The sequence below is a fragment of the Amycolatopsis antarctica genome, assembly GCF_002262875.1.
Lineage (GTDB): Bacteria > Actinomycetota > Actinomycetes > Mycobacteriales > Pseudonocardiaceae > Amycolatopsis > Amycolatopsis antarctica.
This window is the reverse complement of the sequence record NZ_NKYE01000003.1, coordinates 347,878-368,138: the sequence shown is the minus strand read 5'-3', so window position 1 is coordinate 368,138 and position 20,261 is coordinate 347,878. Positions and strand designations below refer to the sequence as shown.

Annotated in this window: 22 protein-coding genes; 9 read left to right on the top strand and 13 right to left on the bottom strand. The window is 71.2% G+C overall.

Translation table 11 applies throughout. The annotated features are described in order from the left end of the window. Positions 1 to 11: 11 nt before the first annotated feature. From CFN78_RS07665 to CFN78_RS07625, 9 genes are all read right to left on the bottom strand, one after another. Positions 12 to 251, bottom strand: a complete 240-nt coding sequence (locus tag CFN78_RS07665; RefSeq protein ID WP_094861883.1) for an RNA-binding protein — start codon at positions 249 to 251, stop codon at positions 12 to 14. After that, positions 248 to 727, bottom strand: a complete 480-nt coding sequence (gene rpsP / locus CFN78_RS07660; protein ID WP_094861882.1) for a 30S ribosomal protein S16 — start codon at positions 725 to 727, stop codon at positions 248 to 250. The genes CFN78_RS07665 and rpsP overlap by 4 nt, the downstream gene beginning before the upstream one ends. 196 nt (positions 728 to 923) lie before the next feature. After that, complete coding sequence (locus CFN78_RS07655; protein WP_094861881.1) at positions 924 to 1,730, bottom strand: CPBP family intramembrane glutamic endopeptidase; 807 nt, start codon at positions 1,728 to 1,730, stop codon at positions 924 to 926. 53 nt (positions 1,731 to 1,783) lie between these two features. Beyond that, a complete protein-coding gene (locus CFN78_RS07650; protein ID WP_094861977.1) occupies positions 1,784 to 2,542 on the bottom strand; it encodes a CPBP family intramembrane glutamic endopeptidase in 759 nt (252 codons plus the stop codon). 66 nt (positions 2,543 to 2,608) lie between these two features. Next, complete coding sequence (locus CFN78_RS07645) at positions 2,609 to 3,679, bottom strand: amidohydrolase family protein (RefSeq protein WP_165777476.1); 1,071 nt, start codon at positions 3,677 to 3,679, stop codon at positions 2,609 to 2,611. Between the two features lie 31 nt (positions 3,680 to 3,710). Beyond that, entirely contained in the window at positions 3,711 to 5,267 is a 1,557-nt protein-coding gene (gene ffh, locus CFN78_RS07640) for a signal recognition particle protein (RefSeq protein ID WP_094861880.1), read from the bottom strand. A gap of 323 nt (positions 5,268 to 5,590) precedes the next feature. Beyond that, entirely contained in the window at positions 5,591 to 7,939 is a 2,349-nt protein-coding gene (locus tag CFN78_RS07635; RefSeq protein WP_240519321.1) for a [protein-PII] uridylyltransferase, read from the bottom strand. A 3-nt stretch (positions 7,940 to 7,942) separates the two neighbouring features. Then, positions 7,943 to 8,281 (bottom strand): P-II family nitrogen regulator, encoded by a 339-nt coding sequence (locus CFN78_RS07630; protein ID WP_094861879.1) that lies wholly within the window; start codon positions 8,279 to 8,281, stop codon positions 7,943 to 7,945. After that, positions 8,278 to 9,594 (bottom strand): ammonium transporter, encoded by a 1,317-nt coding sequence (locus tag CFN78_RS07625; protein WP_094861878.1) that lies wholly within the window; start codon positions 9,592 to 9,594, stop codon positions 8,278 to 8,280. The genes CFN78_RS07630 and CFN78_RS07625 overlap by 4 nt, the downstream gene beginning before the upstream one ends. 238 nt (positions 9,595 to 9,832) lie before the next feature. On the opposite strand from CFN78_RS07625, the gene CFN78_RS07620 reads away from it, so the two are divergent. Both CFN78_RS07620 and CFN78_RS07615 read left to right on the top strand, forming a co-directional pair. After that, a complete protein-coding gene (locus CFN78_RS07620) occupies positions 9,833 to 10,702 on the top strand; it encodes a putative RNA methyltransferase (RefSeq protein ID WP_094861877.1) in 870 nt (289 codons plus the stop codon). Then, the gene (locus CFN78_RS07615) at positions 10,699 to 11,418 is read left to right on the top strand and encodes a (2Fe-2S)-binding protein (protein WP_240519320.1); all 720 of its coding nucleotides are present in this window, start codon (positions 10,699 to 10,701) and stop codon (positions 11,416 to 11,418) included. The genes CFN78_RS07620 and CFN78_RS07615 overlap by 4 nt, the downstream gene beginning before the upstream one ends. Positions 11,419 to 11,445: 27 nt before the next feature. On the opposite strand, the gene CFN78_RS07610 is transcribed toward CFN78_RS07615, so the two are convergent. Then, positions 11,446 to 12,312: an aldo/keto reductase gene (locus tag CFN78_RS07610; protein ID WP_094861876.1), complete on the bottom strand. Its 867-nt coding sequence runs from the start codon at positions 12,310 to 12,312 to the stop codon at positions 11,446 to 11,448. Between the two features lie 141 nt (positions 12,313 to 12,453). Between CFN78_RS07610 and CFN78_RS07605 the strand changes: the two genes are divergently transcribed. Next, positions 12,454 to 12,930, top strand: coding sequence for a CoA-binding protein (locus tag CFN78_RS07605; RefSeq protein ID WP_094861875.1), 477 nt, complete (start codon positions 12,454 to 12,456; stop codon positions 12,928 to 12,930). A gap of 18 nt (positions 12,931 to 12,948) precedes the next feature. Here the strand turns inward: CFN78_RS07605 and alc are convergent, their stop codons facing one another. Beyond that, complete coding sequence (alc, locus tag CFN78_RS07600) at positions 12,949 to 14,010, bottom strand: allantoicase (RefSeq protein WP_165777475.1); 1,062 nt, start codon at positions 14,008 to 14,010, stop codon at positions 12,949 to 12,951. After that, positions 14,007 to 15,341, bottom strand: coding sequence for an allantoinase AllB (allB, locus tag CFN78_RS07595; RefSeq protein ID WP_094861873.1), 1,335 nt, complete (start codon positions 15,339 to 15,341; stop codon positions 14,007 to 14,009). Before allB ends, alc begins: the two co-directional genes overlap by 4 nt. Before the next feature lie 81 nt (positions 15,342 to 15,422). On the opposite strand from allB, the gene CFN78_RS07590 reads away from it, so the two are divergent. The 6 genes from CFN78_RS07590 to CFN78_RS07565 all read left to right on the top strand — a co-directional run bounded on the left by CFN78_RS07590 (position 15,423) and on the right by CFN78_RS07565 (position 19,322). Next, positions 15,423 to 15,668, top strand: a complete 246-nt coding sequence (locus tag CFN78_RS07590; protein WP_094861872.1) for a hypothetical protein — start codon at positions 15,423 to 15,425, stop codon at positions 15,666 to 15,668. A gap of 3 nt (positions 15,669 to 15,671) precedes the next feature. Then, a complete protein-coding gene (locus CFN78_RS07585) occupies positions 15,672 to 16,037 on the top strand; it encodes a helix-turn-helix domain-containing protein (protein ID WP_094861871.1) in 366 nt (121 codons plus the stop codon). Between the two features lie 132 nt (positions 16,038 to 16,169). Continuing rightward, positions 16,170 to 16,688 carry a 2-oxo-4-hydroxy-4-carboxy-5-ureidoimidazoline decarboxylase gene (gene uraD / locus CFN78_RS07580; protein WP_094861870.1) on the top strand — a complete coding sequence of 173 codons (519 nt, stop codon included), beginning with the start codon at positions 16,170 to 16,172 and terminating at the stop codon, positions 16,686 to 16,688. Positions 16,689 to 16,722: 34 nt separating this feature from the next. After that, on the top strand, positions 16,723 to 17,040 hold the full coding sequence (gene uraH, locus CFN78_RS07575) for a hydroxyisourate hydrolase (RefSeq protein ID WP_094861869.1): 318 nt from the start codon (positions 16,723 to 16,725) through the stop codon (positions 17,038 to 17,040). A gap of 7 nt (positions 17,041 to 17,047) precedes the next feature. Continuing rightward, the gene (gene pucL / locus CFN78_RS07570) at positions 17,048 to 17,941 is read left to right on the top strand and encodes a factor-independent urate hydroxylase (protein WP_094861868.1); all 894 of its coding nucleotides are present in this window, start codon (positions 17,048 to 17,050) and stop codon (positions 17,939 to 17,941) included. 19 nt (positions 17,942 to 17,960) lie between these two features. Next, on the top strand, positions 17,961 to 19,322 hold the full coding sequence (locus tag CFN78_RS07565; protein ID WP_094861867.1) for a nucleobase:cation symporter-2 family protein: 1,362 nt from the start codon (positions 17,961 to 17,963) through the stop codon (positions 19,320 to 19,322). Here the strand turns inward: CFN78_RS07565 and CFN78_RS07560 are convergent. Beyond that, entirely contained in the window at positions 19,231 to 20,160 is a 930-nt protein-coding gene (locus CFN78_RS07560) for an alpha/beta fold hydrolase (protein WP_094861973.1), read from the bottom strand. The two genes, CFN78_RS07565 and CFN78_RS07560, sit on opposite strands and share 92 nt — an antisense overlap. Between the last annotated feature and the right edge of the window lie 101 nt (positions 20,161 to 20,261).

Here is a 20,261-nt window from a genome sequence, read left to right as displayed (position 1 = left end):
GTACGCGGGCGTCAGCGGTCGGTGTCGACTACGTCGACCCGGACGCCGCGGCCGCCGATCCCGCCCATGACGGTGCGCAGGGCGGTCGCGGTCCGGCCACCACGGCCGATCACCTTGCCAAGATCATCCGGGTGGACGTGCACCTCGAGGGTGCGCCCACGCCGGGTGGTGATCAGCTCGACGCGGACCTCGTCGGGGTTGTCGACGATGCCACGCACCAGGTGTTCGAGCGAGTCGGCGAGAAAGCTCACGCCTCGGCCTTCTCAGCGGAGTCGCTCTCGTCCGCCTTCGCCTCGTCCGCCTTCGGCTCTGCCTTCTCGGCGTCGGCCTTCTTCGCGGTGTCCTTCTTCTTCTTGGGCGTGGTGGCCTCGGTGGTGGGCTCCTCGCCGGCCGCGGCGAGCGCCGCGTTGAAGAGGTCCTGCTTCGACGGCTTCGGCTCCTTGACCTTCAGGGTGCCCTCGGCGCCCGGGAGGCCCTTGAAGGTCTGCCAGTCACCGGTGACCTCGAGGATGCGCTGCACCGGCTCGGTGGGCTGGGCGCCGACCTTCAGCCAGTGCTGGGCGCGCTCGGAGTCGACCTCGATGAAGCTCGGCTCTTCCTTCGGGTGGTACTTGCCGATCGTCTCGATGGCCTTGCCATCGCGGCGGGTGCGCGCGTCGGCGACGACGATGCGGTAGTACGGCGCACGGATCTTGCCGAGACGCTGCAGCTTGATCTTGACGGCCACGGGTGTGGGTACTCCTTGTGTTCTCTCGAGCTCGAATTCGGGACTCGATCCGAGTGGGGAACGGATGCGGGCGCCCGCAGGTCAGTTTTCGTGCTCCGGCGCGGTGAGAGGGTCCGGCCGGAGCAGGCAAGCGGATATTCTGCCAGAGGCGCCCCCGCGCATTCGCGGCAGTACCGGTTTATCCGCTCGGCGCCCGTCAGCTCACCACGCCGAGCGCCGTGAGCAGGATGGCGAGCGCGGGCAGGAAGTTGTTCATCTGGTGCGCGACGATGCTGCCGAGCAGCCTGCCGGTGAAAAGCCTGGCCAGGCCGATCGGGACGGCGATGACGAGCAGCAGCGTCGTGCGCAGCGGTTCGAGGTGGCTCGCCGCGAACACCGCCGTCGACAGCAGGAACGCCGCGATGCGGGCCCACTTCTCGCTGCCCCAGGAGAGCCGCTCGACCGCCCCCCAGCACACGCCCCGGTAGATGATCTCCTCGCAGATGGGCCCGAGCAACCACAGGTACAGGAACATGGTGACGGCCGCGGAGACCGACATCGGCTGGTCCTCCACCAGCGCGGCGATGGCGGAGCTCGCGTTCTCGTCGCCGACGAGCTGGGTCCAGACGACGGCACCCACGGTGGTGCAGACCAGTCCGATCAGACCGAGCCGCAGGCCCAGGCGGACATCGTCCCAGCGCCAGCTCAGCCGCAGATCGGCCAACGGGCCGTTGCCGCGCACCCGGGTGATCAGCAACGCGACCGCGGTCGCGATGACGGTGGGCGTGATGGTGCCGATCAGCACGTCGCGGACCGGCAGCGGACCGCCGCCGGGAACCGGGCCGAGTACCGCGCTGACGAACGCCGCGGAAGCCAGCAGCACCGCTTCCACCAGCAGGAACGCCCCGAAACCCCAGCGATGCGCGGCGTGCCGGACGACCTCGGGGGCCTGCGCCGCGGGATCGGTTCCGGAACCGGATGCGCCGAGGTCGCCAGCCGGTTCGCTCGACTGCGCTGACGTCACTGGTTCCTCCGGTTCGCGTACGGCGTGAAATTCCACCCTAACCGGATGGCACGTCACGGTGACGCGAAGAGCAGCAGAGCAGGGGGCAGATTGTTCGCGGCGTGAGCCACCAGGCTGGCACCGACGCGGCCGGTGATCAGCCGCGCCGAGCCGATCACCAGGCCCTGGCCGATCAGGGCGAGCGTCCTGGCCGGCTCGCTGTGTATGTAGGCGAAGACGAGCGCCGTCAGCACCAGGATCACCCACGGCGGTACGCGGTGACGTTCCAGTCCGTTCCAGAGCGCGCCGCGGACGAGGATCTCCTCGGTCAGCGGGGCTGCCAGCACGACCACCAGTGCGGCCAGCACCAGCCAGCCCGCGTTGTCCCCGATTCCACCGGCCAGCTCGGTGAGCGGGTTCTGCTCCATCCGCTCGGTGCCGTAGACGCCGAGCAGCACCAGGTTGAGCAGGTAGCCGACGAGCAGGGCGAAGCCGCCGCAGGCGAGACCGATCTTCAGGTCCCGCAGGTCCGGCAGGATCCCGAAGTCCGCGCGCAGCCCGTTGCCCCAGATCCGGGAACCGGCCACCGGGGCGAGGCCCAGCAGCACGTTCGGCAGGAACGCCAGCAGGATCACCGGCCCGAGTTCGGGTAGTTCGAGCGGATCGAACTCGTCCACCCGGCCCGATACCAGCACGGTCAGCAGCAGGCCGGCGAGGTGGTAGCCGCCGAGTCCGGCGAAGAACGTCAGGAAACCCCAGTGCGCGCCGAACACCAGCCCGTCACGTGCCGCGGCCGGTTCCCCGGACGGCTCCTCGGCCTGTCCCCCGTGCACCACACCTCCACTCGTCGACGTGCCGGGGCAACGCTAGGCCACCCGCGCCCCGGACCTGCCGGGCCGTCAGCGCACCACCGTGCCGCGCAGCACGATGTGCCGGGGGTGGCGCAGCACGGCGAGGTCGGCGCGCGGATCGGTGTCGTAGACGAGCAGGTCGGCGGGCGCGCCGTCGGCGATGCCCTGGTGGCCGAGCCAGTCGCGGGCCGCCCAGGACGCCGCCCCGATCGCCTGCTCCGGCGACATGCCGACGCGGTGCAGCGCCTCGATCTCGTCGACCAGCCTGCCGTGCTCGACCATGCCGCCGGCATCGCTGCCCGCGTACACGGCGACGCCGGCCTCCAGAGCCGAGGCGACGGTACGGCCGACGCCGGCGTGCAGGGCACGCATGTGGGCGGCGTACGCCGGATACCGGATGGCCTGCGCAGCGATACCCGGAAAGTTCTCGATGTTGATCAGGGTCGGTACCAGCGCGATGCCGCGTCGCGCGACCTCGCCGATGAGTTCGTCGGACAGGCCGGTGCCGTGTTCGAGGCAGTCGATGCCCGCGCCGATCAGCCCCGGCAGCGCCTCCTCACCGAAGACGTGTGCGGTCACTCTCGCGCCCGCGTTGTGCGCCACCTCGATCGCCTCGGCCAGCACGTCCTCCGGCCACAACGGCGCGAGGTCGCCCTTCGACCGATCGATCCAGTCACCGACGAGCTTCACCCAGCCGTCGCCCGCCGCGGCCTGCGCGGCCACGGCCCCGGGCAGCTCGGCCGGGTCGTCGAGTTCCACGCCCAGCCCCGGGATGTAGCGCTTGCGCAGCGCCAGGTGCTGCCCGGCGTGCACGATCCGGGGCAGGTCGTCGCGGCGCAACGGCCCGATGTCGATCGGTACGCCGCAGTCGCGGATCAGCAGGGTGCCCGCGTCCCGATCGGCGAGGGCCTGCTCGACGGCCTCGTCCTGGGAGACCGGGCCGCCGACGCCGATGCCGGGGTGACAGTGGGCGTCCACCAGACCCGGCAGGACGAAGCCGTCGGTGACCAGGGTGTCCGCGGCGGCGACGGGCCCGGTGCGCAACCGCCCGCCGTCGATCCACAGGTCGCGCCGCTCGCCGCCGGGCAGGACGGTGCCGCGCAGGTGCAGGGCGGTCACGGGTACCTCCGTCGAGGCCGCGCGGGGCGGGCTACTTGTTCTTCGGCAGCTTGATCTTGGACGGGTCGAAGCCGGGCGGCAGGTCGTTCATGCCGCCGCCGAGCTGGGAGAGGTCGGGCATGCCCTGGCCGCCGCCGCCCATGGCACCGGGCGGAAGCATCGGCATGCCGCCGGGGAAACCGCCCTTGACCTTGGGCTGGGTGGGACCGCGCCCCTTGACCTTCTTGCCCTTCTTGCCCTTGCGGTTCTTCTTGCCGCCACCGGCAGCGCCGCCACCGCCGAAGCCGAAGCGGCCCGCCATCTGCTGCATCATCTTCTTGGCGTCGTAGAAGCGGTTCACCAGGTCGTTGACCTCGCGGACGGCCACGCCGGAGCCCTTGGCGATGCGCTGCCTGCGGGAGGCGTTGATGATCTTGGGGTTGTCCCGCTCGGCGGGCGTCATGCCACGGATGATCGCCTGCAGCCGGTCGAGGTGGGAGTCGTCGACCTGGGAGAGCTGGTCCTTCATCTGGCCGGCACCGGGCAGCATTCCCAGCAGGTTGCCGATCGGGCCCATCTTGCGCACGGCCAGCATCTGCTCCAGGAAGTCCTCCAGCGTCATCTCGCCGCTGCCGAGCTTCGCCGCGGCCTTCTCGGCCTGGTCCTGGTCGAACGCCTCCTCGGCCTGCTCGATCAGGGTGAGCATGTCGCCCATGCCGAGGATGCGGCTGGCCATGCGGTCGGGGTGGAAGGTGTCGAAGTCCTCGAGCTTCTCGCCGTTGGACGCGAAGAGGATCGGCTGCCCGGTGACCTCCCGGACGGACAGCGCCGCACCACCGCGGGCGTCACCGTCGAGCTTGGTGAGCACCACACCGGTGAAGCCGACGCCGTCCCGGAAGGCCTCGGCGGTGGAGACGGCGTCCTGACCGATCATGGCGTCGACGACGAACAGCGTCTCGTCGGGCGAGACGGCGTCGCGGATGTCGGCCGCCTGCCGCATCAGCTCCTCGTCCACACCGAGACGGCCCGCGGTGTCGACCACGACCACGTCGTGCTGGGCGCGCCCGGCCTCCTCGATCGCACGCCGGGCGACGTCCACCGGGTCGCCGACACCGTTGCCCGGCTCCGGGGCGAAGGTGCCGACGCCCGCGCGCTCGCCGACGACCTGGAGCTGCTGCACAGCGTTCGGGCGCTGCAGGTCGCAGGCGACCAGCAGTGGGGCGTGCCCCTGCTTCTTGAGCCAGAGCGCGAGCTTCCCGGCCAGGGTCGTCTTACCGGCACCCTGCAGGCCCGCCAGCATGATGACGGTGGGCGGGTTCTTCGCGAGGTTCAGCCGCCGGGTCTCCCCGCCGAGGATGCCGACGAGCTCCTCGTTGACGATCTTGATGACCTGCTGGGCGGGGTTGAGCGCCTCGGAGACCTCGGCGCCCTTGGCGCGTTCCTTGATCTGCGCGATGAACTGGCGGACCACCGGCAGCGCGACGTCCGCCTCGAGCAGCGCGATGCGGATCTCGCGCGCGGTGGCGTCGATGTCGGCGTCGGAGAGCTTCCCCTTGCCACGCAGGTTCTGCAGGACCGACGTGAGCCGGTCGGAAAGGGTGTCGAACACGGGCGTGCACGCTCCAGCTGGTCGTCGTTGCTCGGCCGGTCGAGCCACCGGCATCCCCCGAGGGTAGTCGTCCCCCGCCGATGGTGGCCGCGCCGCTCCGTTCTCCGCACCGGCCCGGCCGGTCCGTCTCCCTCCCACGGACCGGCCGGGCGGCATGCGGGCCGGTCCCTTCCGGCCCGGCCGGGTGGCAGGTGCCGCCAGACCCCCAGTACCAGGCGAACCCGCCACCCACGACCATCGCGTGCTGCGATGCTTGTGAGCCTGCCGGTCACGCCTGGCGCGGGTGAGCGTGAACGCACCCAAACCCGGCCGGGTAGAACTACTCATTCCGGACGCGGGCGATCGCGCACAACCGGTGCGCCCGCCGCGGCCAGCAGCGCGGCCCGTTCGACCCGGCCACGCCATTCACCATCCGGGAGGCCCGAGCCGGGCGCGATCGCGAAGGAGTCGACCACGGTGCCGCCCAGGGTGACCGCCTTCGCCCAGCGCACCTCGGCGCCCGCCTCGCGCAGCGCCCCGGCCACCCGGTGCAGCAGCCCGAGCCGGTCCGGTGCGCGCAGTTCCAGTACCACGGTGTCCGCACCGTCCGCCTCGTCGTCGAACCAGAGCGCCCGCGGGACGGCGGTGGAGGCCGCGGCACCGTAGTCGCGTTCCTTGGCCGCGAGCTGGGCGGCGAGCGCCCTGCCTCCGGCCACCGCGCGGGCGAACTGCTCACGCAGCAGCGTCTGGTCGGGCAGGGAGCCGAACTTCGGGGAGGCGGTGAAGACGCCGATCCGGCCACCGTCGTGCGCCCCGAGGGAGGCGGCGTGCACTTCGAGCGAGTTCAGCGCGAGTACCCCGGCCGCGGGCGTGAGCAGCTCCGCGGCGGCGGGAACGGCGAGCAGCACCGTCGCGACCTCGCCCTCGGCGGTGATCCGTACCTGGCCGAGACCCGAGCGGACGGCCTCCGCGATCAGTTCGCGGTGCGCGGGCTCGATGGGTTCCTGGGCGGGCGGGGTCCCGCGCATGTCCGCGGTGCACCGGGAGACGAGTTCACCCAGCAGGCCCGCCTTCCAGCCGGTCCAGACGCCGGGTCCGGTCGCCCTGGCGTCGGCGATCGCCAGTGCGTGCAGCAGTTCGAGTACCACCACGTCGCCGTCCAGTGTGGTGGCCACCCGGTGCACGGTAGCCGGCTCGGCGATGTCGCGGCGGGTGGCGGTATGCGGCAGCAGCAGGTGGTGGCGCACCACCGCGGACACCCTTCCCGCGTCCACTTCGGACAGTCCGATCCGGTGGGCGACCTGTGCCGCGATGGCGGCGCCGAGCTCGGAATGGTCGGTGCCGCGTCCCTTGCCGATGTCGTGCAGCAACGCGGCGAGCAGCAGCAGGTCCGGACGTGAAACGGTGCCCGCGAGCCCGGCCGCCTCGACACAGGCGCGGACGAGATGCCGGTCGACGGTCCAGGCGTGCGTCGGCTCCCTCGGCGGCAGGTCGCGGACCGCACCCCACTCGGGGAACAGACGTGCCCACAGGCCGCTCCGGTCGAGAGCCTCGACCGCGTCGACGAGTCCCTCGCCGGCGCCGAGCAGTTCGGTCAGCGCGTCGCGGGCAGGCTTGGGCCACGGCGTGCGCAGTTCCGGCGCTGCCGCGGCGAGGGTGCGCAGGGTGCCCTGCGCGATCGGCTTCCCGGAGCGCGCGGAGGAGGCGGCCACGCGCAGCAGCAGGGCCGGCTCCTTGGCCGGGACGGCGTCGCGGGCGAGTGCGACCTGTTCGCCGTGCAGCACCACCCCGTCGTCGAGCGGAGTGCGCACCGGCCGCCTGCCGAACAGCCGGGGGGTGTCCACTGTGGACCGGAGTGCGAGGTCCAGCGCGTAGGCGACGGTCCGCCCCGCACCGGAGAGGGCTCTGGCGAGGGCGAACCGGTCGGCGAAGCCGAGTTCGGCGGCGACCGGTCCGGCGTCGGCCGCGGCGAGCACGTCCCGGCCGCGGCGGAGTTCGCGGCGCAACTCGGTGCGAACGTCCAGCAGCAGCGCCCGCGCCGCCCGTACCTCCTCCCCCGGCCGGTCGACGAGCTGCGCGACGGAGAGCGAGTCCAGCAGCGCGAGGTCGCGCAGCCCGCCCCGGCCGTGCTTGAGGTCGGGCTCCGCCGACTGCGCCACCTCCCCGGTACGTTCCCAGCGTTCACGGGCGGCCCCGGCCAGTTCGGGCAGGCGCTTGCGGGCGGTGCGGCGCCACTGCTCCCGCGCCGAGCCCGCCAACCGCGACGCCAGTTCGGGGTCGCCCGCGATGTGCCGGACGTCGAGCAGGCCGAGCGCGGTACGCAGATCCTCGGCGGCCACCGACAGCGCCTCGCCGGGGGTCCGCACCGCGTGGTCGAGCCCGACGCCGGCGTCCCACAGCGGATACCAGAGCGCCTCGGCGAGTTCGCCGACGCCCCGGTGACCGTTGTGCAGCAGGACGAGGTCCAGATCGGCGAAGGGCACCAGTTCCCTGCGGCCGAGCCCGCCGACGGCGACCAGCGCGACGCGGGGATCGCCCGCGTCCGCACCGGCCGCCGTCGCCGCCCTGCCCAGCCAGAACTCGTACAGGTCGACCAGCGCGGCCCGCAGTGCCGCCGCGCCGAGCCGTCCGTGCCTGCCCTCCAGCAGCCTGGAGGCCGCCTCCCGCAGCCCCACTCCCCCGGTGCCGGCCACCGGCTACAGCGCGTCCGTGCCGCGCTCGCCCGTGCGGACCCTGACCACCGTGTCCACCGGGGTGACCCACACCTTGCCGTCGCCGATCTTGCCGGTGTGCGCGGAGTCGACGATCGCGTCGATCACCTTGTCCACGTTGGCATCGTCGGTGACCACCTCGACGCGCAGCTTGGCCACGAAGTCCACCGCGTACTCGGCGCCGCGGTAGACCTCGGTGTGGCCCTTCTGCCGTCCGTAACCCTGCACCTCGCTCACCGTCATGCCGAGCACGCCGAGCTGTTCGAGTGCCGTGCGGATGTCGTCCAGCGTGAACGGTTTGACGATCGCCGTGATCAGCTTCATGCCTTGCTCCCCTCGAACTTCTTCGCGGTACCCGCGACCCCGCTGCCCGCCGCGGCGGGACGACCGCCGCGGTTGCCACCGAGTTCGTACCCGGACTCGGCGTGCTCCGCCTCGTCGATGCCGGTGACCTCGTCCTCCCGGTCGAGGCGGAAACCGAGCGTGTACTTGATGATCAGCGCGATGACCGCGGTGACCACGAAGGAGTAGCCCAGCACGGCGACCGCGCCGACGGCCTGCTTGCCCAGCAACCCGAGGCCGCCGCCGTAGAAGAGCCCGTCCCCGCCGTCGGCGTTGACGCCCGTGGTGCCGACGAAGCCGATCAGCAAGGTGCCGACCAGACCGCCGACGAGGTGCACGCCGACGACGTCGAGCGAGTCGTCGAAGCCCAGCTTGTACTTGAGGCCGACCGCCAGTGCGCAGAGGATGCCCGCGATGGCGCCGATGGCCAGCGCTCCCCAGGTGTCGACGAACGCGCACGCCGGGGTGATGGCGACCAGGCCGGCGACCACGCCGGAGGCTGCGCCCAGACTGGTGGCGTGCTTGTCCCGCAGCCGCTCGATCAACAACCAGCCGAGCAGCGCCGCCGAGGTGGCGGTGAGGGTGTTGATGAACGCGACGCCCGCGGTGTTGTTCGCCTCCAGTGCCGAACCCGCGTTGAACCCGAACCAGCCGAACCAGAGCAGGCCCGCACCGAGCATGACGAACGGGAGGTTGTGCGGCTTCATCGGCTCCCGCGGCCAGCCGACTCGTTTGCCGATGACGAGCACGAGGGCTAGCGCCGCGGCACCCGCGTTGATGTGCACGGCGGTACCGCCCGCGAAGTCGAGCGCTCCGAGCTGGTTGGCGATCCAGCCGCCGAGCTTGCCGGTCTCCTCGTCGTCGAACGCGAACACCCAGTGCGCCACCGGGAAGTAGACGACGGTCGCCCAGACGGCGGCGAACAGCAGCCAGGAGCCGAACCGGATCCGGTCCGCCACGGCACCGGAGATCAGCGCGACGGTGAGAATCGCGAACATCGCCTGGAACGCCGCGAATCCGGTGTTCGACAGGGTGTCAGCGCCCATCAATCCGGAAAGGCCGAGCGCCTCGGTCGGATCGCCGAGCAGACCGCCACCGAGGTCGTTTCCGAAGGTCGCCGAGTAGCCGAAGACCACCCAGAGCACTCCGACGATTCCCAGCGAACCGAAACTCATCATCAACATGTTCAGCACACTCTTGGAGCGCACCATCCCACCATAGAAAAAGGCCAGCCCCGGCACCATGAGCAGTACCAGCGCGGCACTGGTGAGCAGCCAGGCCGTATTCCCTTCCACGCTTCCTCCTTCGAGCTGGATCGGGCGATCTGCGGTTGGTGAGGAATCATGGAAAAGCGTTGTTGCGCCGGATGGCGTCTGTCGTTTCCTGACTGTGAACCACGCCCCCGGATTTGTTACGCGCACGTTTCCGGCACGACGTGGATGCTTGTCCGTTCACGAAACGTGTTCGTCGCCCGGCACCCGTCGCCGGGGTCTCGGGCGGATCGCGGCGGGTGCGGCGTGGTCGAATGGGGACATGCACGCCGACGGCCGTCCACCCCTGCCTGACCGGGTGGTCCGCGCCCTGCGCTGCTCCGTCTGCGCGGCCGGTCTGGATCTGCTGGAGCGAACGCTGCGCTGCCCGTCCGGGCACACCTTCGACCTCGCACGGCAGGGTTACGTGAACCTGCTGCATGCGAAGATCCCGGCCGGAACGGCGGACACCACCGATATGGTCGCCGCCCGGGTGGAGTTCCTCGGCGCTGGCCACTACGCGCCGTTGACCGAACTGGTGGCCGAACGGGCCGCGGCGCTCACCGGCGACCACGGCCTGACCGTGGACGCGGGCGCGGGCACCGGGCACTACCTGGCGCACGTGCTGGACGCCACCGGTACCGACGGCCTGGCGCTGGACGTGTCGGCGGCGGCCCTGCGGCGCGCGGCGCGGGCGCACCCCCGGATCGGGGCGGCGGTCTGGAACCTGTGGGAACCCTGGCCGGTGGCCTCCGGGGTGGCCGGCCTGGTGCTGAACGTGTTCGCCCCGCGCAACGGCCCCGAGTTCCACCGGGTACTCGCCCCCGGCGGGGCACTGCTGGTCGTCTCCCCCGGCCCCGGCCACCTTGCCGAGCTGGCGGGGCTGGTGGACCTGCTGGAGGTGGACGGGGACAAGCAGCGGCGGCTGGACGCGACCCTCGGCGAGGGATTCGCCCGGACCGGTCACGCGGAACGGGAGTTCACCATGACGCTGACGCCCGCCGATGTGCGCCGTGCGATCGGTATGGGGCCGAACGCCCATCACCTGCACCGCGGCGAACGGCTGGCCCGGCTGGACGAGGTGCGCGAACCGATCGAGGTGACGGCCGCGTTCCGTGTCTCGGAATACCGCGCCGTGGAGCCGGGACGATGACGGCGGGGGTCGGTGCCGCGCAGGTGTACCGGGTGCTGGCCGCGCGGATGCCGTACCACGCGGGCAGCCAGGGGGCGGGCACCTCGCCGCTGCCGGCGACCGCGCTGGCCGACCGTTCGTGGTGGCGGGAACAGCTCGCGGTCTCGCGCGCGCTGCACGGAACCGCCCCGGCACGGGTGCTGGGGACGATCCGCTGGTACTCGGCGTCCTCGGTGCTGCTGGCGCCGGTGACGGAGTCGCTGGCGGCGACCGGGATCGCACTGGACCCGGCGTTGCGCTCGACCCGGCTGCACGAACTGCCGGACGGCCGGTTCCCGGGGGCCAGTGCGGACCGGGTGCTCGGCACCGATCCCGTGGCTGCGGGCCGGGCGGTCGGCGAGGCGCTGGCCGAGGTGGTGGACGCGCTGTCCCCGGCGATCGACGCCCCACCGCCCGCGCTGTGGGCGATCGCCACCGACTCGCTGGCGAACCGGCTGCTCTGGGCGGGCATGGCCACCGGCGCGCCCGAGCACGCGGAGGCGCTCGCCGGGACGCTGGCCGAGGCCGCGGGTGAGCGTCTGCCGCCGCCGCGCTACGTCGACGTGGGCCGGTCACGGGTGGTGCGCAGGGCGTCCTGCTGCCTGGTCTACGAGGCGACCGATGAGGACAAGTGCACGAGCTGTCCCCGGCAGACCCCCGAGGACCGGGATCGCCGGATCCGCATGCTGATGGGCTGAGCGGTGGCGGGCCGGGGCCTCGCGGGGTCAGGCCAGCGCGGAGAGCGCGTCGAACTCGGCGTCGGTCAGTTCGATGTCCGCCGCGGCGATGTTCTCCTCGACGTGCGCCACCGAGGAGGTGCCGGGGATCGGCAGCACCACCGGCGAGCGGCGCAACAGCCAGGCGAGCGCGAGCTGCGCGGGAGAACGGCCGTGTTCGGTCGCCGCGTCCTCCAGGACGCTGCCCGCCCTGGCGAGTTCACCGGTGGCCATCGGGAACCACGGAATGAAGGCGATGTTCTCCTTCTCCGCGTAGTCGAGCACGGCCTCGTGGTGGCGATCGGCAAGGTTGAACAGGTTCTGTACCGAGACGATGGGCGCGGTCCGCCCCGCCTCCTCGATCTGCTCGGCGTCCACTTCGGACAACCCGATGTGCCGGATCTTGCCCTCCTCGCGCAGTTTCGCCAGCTCGCCGACCTGGTCGGCGATCGGGATCTCCGGGTCGACGCGGTGGAGCTGGTAGAGGTCGATCCGGTCGGTGCCGAGCCTGCGCAGGCTCATCTCCACCTCTTGGCGCAGGTACGCGGGCCTGCCGACGGGGATCCACTGGTCCGGCCCGGTGCGCACCAGGCCGCCCTTCGTCGCGATGACCAGGTCCTCCCGGTACGGGCGCAGGGCCTCGCGGATGAGGTCCTCGCTGACGTACGGACCGTACGAATCAGCGGTGTCGATGAAGTTCACGCCGAGCTCGACGGCACGCCGGAGGACGTCGATCGCCTGTCCCCGGTCGGACGGCTCACCCCAGACCCCCTTGCCGGTGAGCTGCATGGCGCCATAACCGAGGCGGTGCACCGGCAGGTCACCGCCGAGCTGGAAGACCCCGCCCGGCGCGGTGGTGGCTCGCGTGTCCGTCACGTCGCACTCCTTTGTCTGCCAGGTGCCGCGCACAGAGCGGCACTCGTGCGGATTCACCTGGTGTCAACACGATCCACCGCTCGCGTGTTCCCCGCGTCGCGTCAGGACGCGGTTACGCTGGCCGGTAGGAGGAGGCGATCGATGACCGCACAACCGCCCGCCGAGGCCGTCACGCTGGACGACCCGGCCGCGTTCACCTGGACACCGCCCGGCGACGACCGGGTGCGCGAGCTGCTCCGGCGCACCCGGTCGGTGACCGTCGTCGGGGCCTCGGCCAACCCGGCCAGGGCGAGCAACGAGATCTCCCGCTACCTGATCACCGGCACCGAATACGACGTCCACTTCGTGAACCCCCGGCTGGAGGAACTGCTCGGCAGGCCCGTCTACGACTCGGTCGCCGAGGTGCCGGGCGGGCCGGACCTGGTCACCGCGTTCCGCCGCGTCGACACGATCGGTGCGGCGGCGGCGGAGATCGTCGACGCGGGCGCACGCACGCTGTGGCTGCAACTCGGGCTCTGGCACGAGCCGGCCGCGAGCCTGGCGCTCGAAGCAGGGCTGGACGTGGTGATGGACCGGTGCGTGATGGTCGAGCACCGCAGGCTGCTGGGTCCCGGCTGAGCCCGGCGCCGGGGAGGATCAGCCGATCTCGGCCGCGTGCGCGCGGGGCAGCGTCTCGTGGAACCGGTCGGTGAGTTCGTCGCGTCCCCGCTCGGTGAGGGCACCGTGCAGCCGGAAACGCGCCATGCCGCCGTCCGGGTAGATGTCCAGCCGCACGTGGGTGAGCCTGCGTGCGCCGTCGACGAGCAGCCGGTGCCGGGTGTCGGGCTGCAGCCGGGTGCGGGACAGAATCTCGAACCAGGCGGCCGGATCGTCCACATCGGACTTCGTCGCGTCACAGCCGCTGAGCGAGGCCCAGCCGGGGGCGTTGCCCTTGAAGTGGCTGGTGTCCAGCTCGGCCAGCCAGGGCACGGCGGGCCCGGCCAGTTTGACCGACACCCAGTCGTTGCCCTGGTCGCGGCGTCGGGCGGTCTCCCAGCCCTCACCCATCACCGTGGCCGGTCCTGGCGAGATCAGGTTGGCGGGTGCGGAGTAGAACATGTTGCTGCACCCGGCGATCTCGGCCCCGTTCTCCAGCGCGGCGAGGTCCATGGCCGCGGGGTTCAGGTAGCGCGGGTCGGCGACCGGGGTGCCGAACACGCGCAGCCGGGCGACCCCGCCGTCGGGGTAGATCGTCAACCGGACGTGGGTGAAACGGTGGTCGCTCGCCACGGCGAAGAAGTTCTCGCTGTCGCCGTTCAGCGGCGATTTGGGCACCACGGTCTGCCAGTCGGCGGCGGACAACTCGGCTGGGCTCGGGTACCCCTCCACCCCGCACGCCTCGATGGAGGCGAACGGCGGATAGTTGCCGGTGAAGAAGGCGGTGTCGACGACGACACCGGCGAGCACGCCGGGCAGGCCGAGCCGGACCACGGCCTGGTCGAACCCGTCCTCGCGGCGCCTGCGGGTCTCCCAGCCGTCATAGACCTGTCCTTTGTGGCCGAAGCTCCACGGCTGGAACTCCGCGGCCTGCGGACGGATCAGGTTCTCCCGCTCGGCGAACAGTTCGTCGTTCGCCCACAGCACCGAACCGCCCACCCGGCGCGAGGCCAGATCCGGTTTGCTCGTCCACAGTGGACGTTCCTGCTCCGCCATGTTCATCCTTCCCTGATCAGCATTGTTCCGGCGGCGGTCACACCGTCCACCTCGGTACCGCGCAGCCAGGTGCCGCGCACCACGCCACGCAGGGTCCGTCCGTCGTAGGCACTCACCGGGTTGCGGTGCCGCAGTCGCTCGGCCCGCACCAGGAACTCCTCCTCCGGGGCGAACACGGCGAGGTCGGCGTCGCGGCCGACCTCGATCGCCCCTTTGCGCCGCAATCCGGCCTGCGCGGCGGGGGCGGCCGACATCCACCGGACGACGTCGGCGAGGGCGTGTCCTCGTTCCCGGGCCTGCGTCCACACGGCGGCCAGGCCGAGCTGGAGACCGGAGATACCGCCCCAGGCGAGGCCGAAATCGCCGGTGTCGAGGCGTTTCAGCTCAGGGGTGCACGGCGAGTGGTCGGTCACGACGCAGTCGATCAGGCCGTCGGCAAGCCCCTCCCACAACCGGTCCCGGTTGCCCGCCTCCCGGATCGGGGGGCAGCACTTGAACTGGGTCGCCCCGTCGGCGATCTGCTCGCCGGTGAACGTCAGGTAGTGCGGGCAGGTCTCCACCGTCACCTCGACGCCGTCGGCTCTGGCGCGGGCGATTCTGGCCAGTGAGTCCGAAGAGGACAGATGCAGGATGTGCACCCGGGCGCCGGTGCGCGCGGCGGTGTCGAGCACGCGCTCGATCGCGCGGTCCTCCGCCTCCGGCGGGCGGGAACGCAGGAAGTCGCCGTAGTGGACGCCGTGCGCGTCCGGCGCCGCCTCGATCGTCCCCGCGTCCTCCGCGTGCACGATGAGCTGCGCGCCGAGCGATCGCACCGTGCGCATCGCGTGTTCGAGTCCGTCCGGCTCCAGTGGCGGGAACTCGTCGACGCCGGAGTGCAGCAGGAAGCACTTGAAGCCGAAGACACCGGCGCCGTGCAGTTCGGCGAGTTCGCCCAGGTTGCCGGGGATCGCGCCGCCCCAGAAACCGACATCGACGTGGATCCGCCCGTTCGCCGCGGCCCGTTTGGCTGCCAGGGAAGGCACGTCGACCGTGGGCGGCAGGCTGTTCAGCGGCATGTCGATGATGGTGGTGACGCCGCCCGCGGCCGCCGCCAGGGTGGCCGTCTCGAAGCCCTCCCACTCGTCCCGGCCGGGATCGTTGACGTGCACGTGGGTGTCGACCAGGCCGGGCAGGAGTACGGCCTGGTCGCCGAACTCCACCGTCCGGGTGCCGCCGAGCCCGGCGCCCAGCGGTTCGACGGCGGCGATCCGGCCGCCGAGCACACCGACCTCGCAGGCCCGCTCACCATCCGTGGTGATCGCCCGCGACGCCCGGAACACCGTGTCGTAGCCGGACATCCGTTCCCCTCTCCTGACGGTCACCGTCGGTCCTGTCTCCGGCACTGCCGGTTCACCACTAGAACAGATACCGTGCCGTTCATGGAACTGGAAGCCGAGTTCACCAGCGAGCCGTTCCGCGGCGAGGGCGAGCCACCGGCGCACGCGATCCGCGCCAGGGAAGCCGCGGACGGCGCCGGACTCGGCACGGATTTCGGGCCGCTGGGCACGACCGCGCACGGGGACGCGGACGCTGTGCTCGCCGCCCTGCCCGCCATCGCCAGGGCCGCCATGGACGCGGGCGCGACCCGGTTCACCGTCCAGATCCGCCGTCCGGGCGAAGGCTGAACGATGGGCACCGAGCATCCACTCGTCGAGGCGGTCATCCCTCTGCTGGAGCGGATCGGGGCGGAGCTGGTCCCGGTGGCGCAGCGGCGGGCGGGTGACGTGCCGCTGGTGTGGGATGGCGTCGAGGTGGCTGCCGTCCGGCTGCCCGGGCCGGATCTCACCACCGCGCTGGAGCGGCTGATCCTGGAGATCGAGGGCGAACTCGGCGGCAGCCTGGACTCGCTGGACCGGCCGGCGAAACAACGGGCGGTGCGGATGCTGGAGGAACGGGGCGCGTTCACCCTGCGCGGCGCCGTCGAGGGCGTGGCCGCGGCACTCGGCGTCACCAGGTTCACGGTGTACAACTACCTCAATCGCGACACCGGGTGACAGGCTCCGGCCGATTGTGAGTTGGTTTCAACACTTTGTTGACGCGCGGGCGCGGCGGTCGTAGCGTCTGCTGGCATCGTCACGCGTTCGCATACGTCGTCGCCACGTCGTCGTCACGCCGAGGAGCCGCTCATGCCAGCCAGTTCCGGTGCGGTGGCCGAACTCGGCCTGGCCGAGTTCAACGCCGCGGGCGTGGCGCGGGTGCGGCCACTGTTGCTGACGTGCCTGGCGGTGCCGCGCTGGGCGGATGCCGTTCTCGCGGGCCGTCCTTACGCCGATCGCGCGGAGTTGCTCGCCGCGGCGCGGCGGGCCGCGGATCCGCTGGTGCCGGACGAGGTGCGTGCCGCGATCGCGGATCATCCGCGGATCGGTGAGCGGCCGGTGCGGTCGAGTCCGTCGGCGGGATGGTCGCGTTCGGAGCAGTCCGGTGTGGACGATGCCGCGGTGGCGGAGTTCCGGGCGGCGAACGCCGAGTACGAGCGACGATTCGGCCAGGTGTATCTGGTGTGCGCGAACGGGCGTTCCGGTGGGGAGCTGCTTGCGGATCTGCGTTCGCGGATGGGCAACGATCCGGAGACCGAGCTGCGCGTCGCCGGCCGGGAGCTGGCCGCGATCGCGTTGCTGCGCCTGGAGAAGGCGGTACCGGCATGAGCCCCGCCGACACACTCTCTCCCGTGGAGGCGGCATGGGCACTGTGACGACGCATGTGCTGGATACGGCGCTGGGCCGTCCAGCGGCGGGTGTTCCGGTGCGGCTGGAGGATTCGGCGGGAGCGGAGGTCGGGTCGGGACGTACCGATGTGGATGGCCGGGTGCGTGATCTCGGCCCGAAGGAGCTTTCGGCGGGGGTGTACCGGCTGGTCTTCGGCACCGGTGAGTATCTGGGCCCCGATGCGTTCTTCCCGGAGGTGACGGTGTGTTTCCGGATCGCCGATCCGGTGTCGCATCACCATGTTCCGCTGCTGCTGAGCCCGTTCTCCTACTCGACCTACCGCGGGAGCTGATCCGACGATGGGTGTTCGTCTCGGTCCGAACCAGTACGGCAAGGCGGAGATCCGCATGGTGACCGTGGGCCGGGACGGCCCGGTGCATCGTCTGCGTGATCTGACGGTGTCGACGGCTTTGCGCGGCAGGCTGGAGGCGACGCACCTGTCCGGCGACAACGCCGATGTGGTGGCCACGGACACGCAGAAGAACACGGTGTACGCGTTCGCGAAGCAGCACGGGGTGCATGAGCTGGAGGATTTCGCGCTGCGCGTGGGCAGGCATTTCGTGGACGGGTTCGAGCACATCACGGGTGCGCGGATTCTGGTCGAGGAGCATCCGTGGGACCGGATCACGGTGGACGGTTCGCCGCACGATCACGCGTTCTCCCGGGGTGGTGAGGAGCGGCGGACGACGGCGGTGACGATCGACGGGGATTCCTCGTGGGTGGTGTCCGGGCTGTCGGGTCTGGTGGTGCTGAAGTCGACCGGTTCGGAGTTCCACGGTTTCCCGCGCGACGAGTACACGACGCTGCCGGAGACGGAGGATCGGATCCTGGCGACGGCGGTCACGGCGCGCTGGCGGTACCGGGACGGGGCGGCGGCGGACTGGTCGGCGTGTTTCGCCGCGGTGCGCCGGGCGCTGCTGGAGACGTTCGCGAACAAGCACAGCCTGTCGTTGCAGCAGACCTTGTACGCGATGGGTGAGGCGGCGCTGGCCGCCAGGGACGAGCTGGCCGAGATCCGGTTGTCTCTGCCCAACCGGCACCATTTCCTGGTCGACCTGTCCTCGTTCGGCCTGGACAATCCGAACGAGGTCTTCTTCGCGGCCGACCGGCCGTACGGGCTCATCGAGGGGACCGTGACGCGGGACGACGCCGGGGATCCCGGTCTCGCCTGGCACACGCTCGAAGCGTTCTGAGCGACACCCTGGAGGCATCATGCCGCCGCACACCGAAACGCATCCGGTGGATCGGATTCCACCGGTCCCGCAACTACTTCTGGGCGGCCTGCAGCATGTGGCCGCGATGTACGCGGGAGTGGTGGCACCGCCGCTGATCATCGGCGCGGCGGTGGGCCTTTCCGGTGGGCAGCTCAGTCTGCTGATCAGTGCGAGCCTGTTCACGGCGGGCTTGGCGACCTTGTTGCAGACACTCGGGGTGTGGCGGTTCGGGGCGCGGTTGCCACTGGTGAACGGGGTGACGTTCGCGACGGTGGCCCCGGTGCTGGCGATCGCGGAGCAGCACAGTCCGGGCGAGGCGCTGGGTTTCGTCTACGGGGCGACGCTGATAGGCGGGGCGTTCGTGGTGCTGGCGGCCCCGTTCTTCGCGTCGCTGACGCGGTTCTTCCCGCCGGTGGTGACGGGCACGGTGATCACTCTGATCGGGGTGTCGCTGTTGCCGGTGGCGATCAGGTGGGTGTCGGATCAGCAGGACCGGGTGGAGCCGAAAGGGTTGCTGCTGGCCGGGGTCACGCTGATTCTGGTGCTGGGGTTGAACCGGTTCCTGTCCGGGTTCTGGAGCCGGGTGGCGCTGTTGCTGGGGCTGGTGGCGGGCACGCTGGTGGCGTGGCCGCTGGGAATGGTGGACGGGTCGACGCTGCGGGACGCCCCCGCGTTCGGGATCGTGTCGCCGTTTCACTTCGGTGCGCCGGGTTTCGATGTCGCCGCGGTGCTGTCGATGATCGTGGTGATGCTGGTGGTGATGGCGGAGAGCACCGCGGACATCCTGGCGCTGGGCGAGATCGTGGATCGTCCGGCGACGGAGCGCACGCTGGCGGACGGTCTGCGGGCGGACGGTCTGGCGACCTCGGTCAGCACGGTGTTCGGTGGTTTCGCCTGTACGGCCTTCGCGCAGAACGTCGGCCTGGTGTCGTTGACACGGATATCGAGCCGCTACGTGGTGGCGGTCAGCGGTGGGATCCTGGTGCTGCTGGGCGCTTTCCCGGTGGCGGGCGGCATCGTTGCGCTGGTGCCACAGCCGGTGCTGGGCGGTGCGGGGCTGGTGTTGTTCGGCAGCGTGGCGGTGAGCGGTATCCGGGCGTTGGCGAAGGCCTCGTTCGACCGTCCGGCGAACGTGACGATCGTGGCGGCGTCGCTGGGGATCGGCATCATTCCGATCGCCGCGCCGGACTTCTACGCCGGTTTCCCGCCCGGCGTGCAGACGGTCCTGGGCTCGGGCATCAGCGCGGGTTGTATCGCGGCCGTTCTGCTCAACCTCGTCTTCGGTGAGCGGGCGCACCGTGATCCGTCTGCTCCGGACGCTCCGGGTGACACGGATACGCCGCTGCGCCGGGAGTCCTGATCGGTGTCTCGGCGACGAACCGGGAAAGGATCCCGGCGAGCCGTGTGGGCTGGTCGATCGGGATGAGGGTGTAGCTGTCCGCGATCTCAATCAGGCGGGCGTCGGGGAAGAGGGCGGCGAGCCGGTGGGCGTGCTCGATGGGCATGATCTTGTCCTCGGTGGCCCAGGCGATGAGAACGGGCCGGGTGAAGGTGCGCATTCGCTCGGCCCATTCGAGCAGGGTCTGCCTTGACGGGATGGACAGTGCGTAGCGTCGCAGGTCGCCGCGGATCTGGGGGTCGTCGGTGGCGGGGGCGAACCAGCGGTCCATGAGCGCGTGCGGCATGGGGCCTTTCATCAGCCAGGACCAGGACGCGGGGGCTCGGCGTACCGCTCGCAGGCGCAGCGTCCGCAGCATCAGCGCGAGACCGCCGGGCAGGCGTGCGGCGATGCCGATGACTTTGCCGGGGATGCCGGGCGGGTAGTTGTCGAAGGCCTCGCAGGAGGTGAGGACGAGGCGTGCGACGCGCTCGGCGCGCTGTTCGGCGAGCAGGATCTGCGCGCCGCCCCAGTCGTTCAGCACGAGCGTCACCTCGTGCAGGTCGAGGCGTTCGAGGAACTCGCCGGTGAGCAGGGCGATGCCGCGCAGGGTCAGGTCGGCGCCGGGGCGCATCGGGATGCGATGCCCGCCCAGCGGGAGGGTCGGCCGGACGCAGCGGAAGCTGCCGCCGAACTCGGCCACCACCTCGTCCCACAGCGAGCCGTCCATGGTCAGCCCGTGGAGCAGGACGAGTACCGGGCCGTCGCCTCCGGTGTCGGTGTACTCGATGGTCCCGGCGGACAGTTCGACCTGCGGCATGGTCACTCCCCTGTGAGCTCCGTGACGAACGTTGCGCGTGACGGGCCGGCGGTCTGCCGGGCGGTGTTGGACCGCGAAACGCCAACTTGATAGATCGCTCT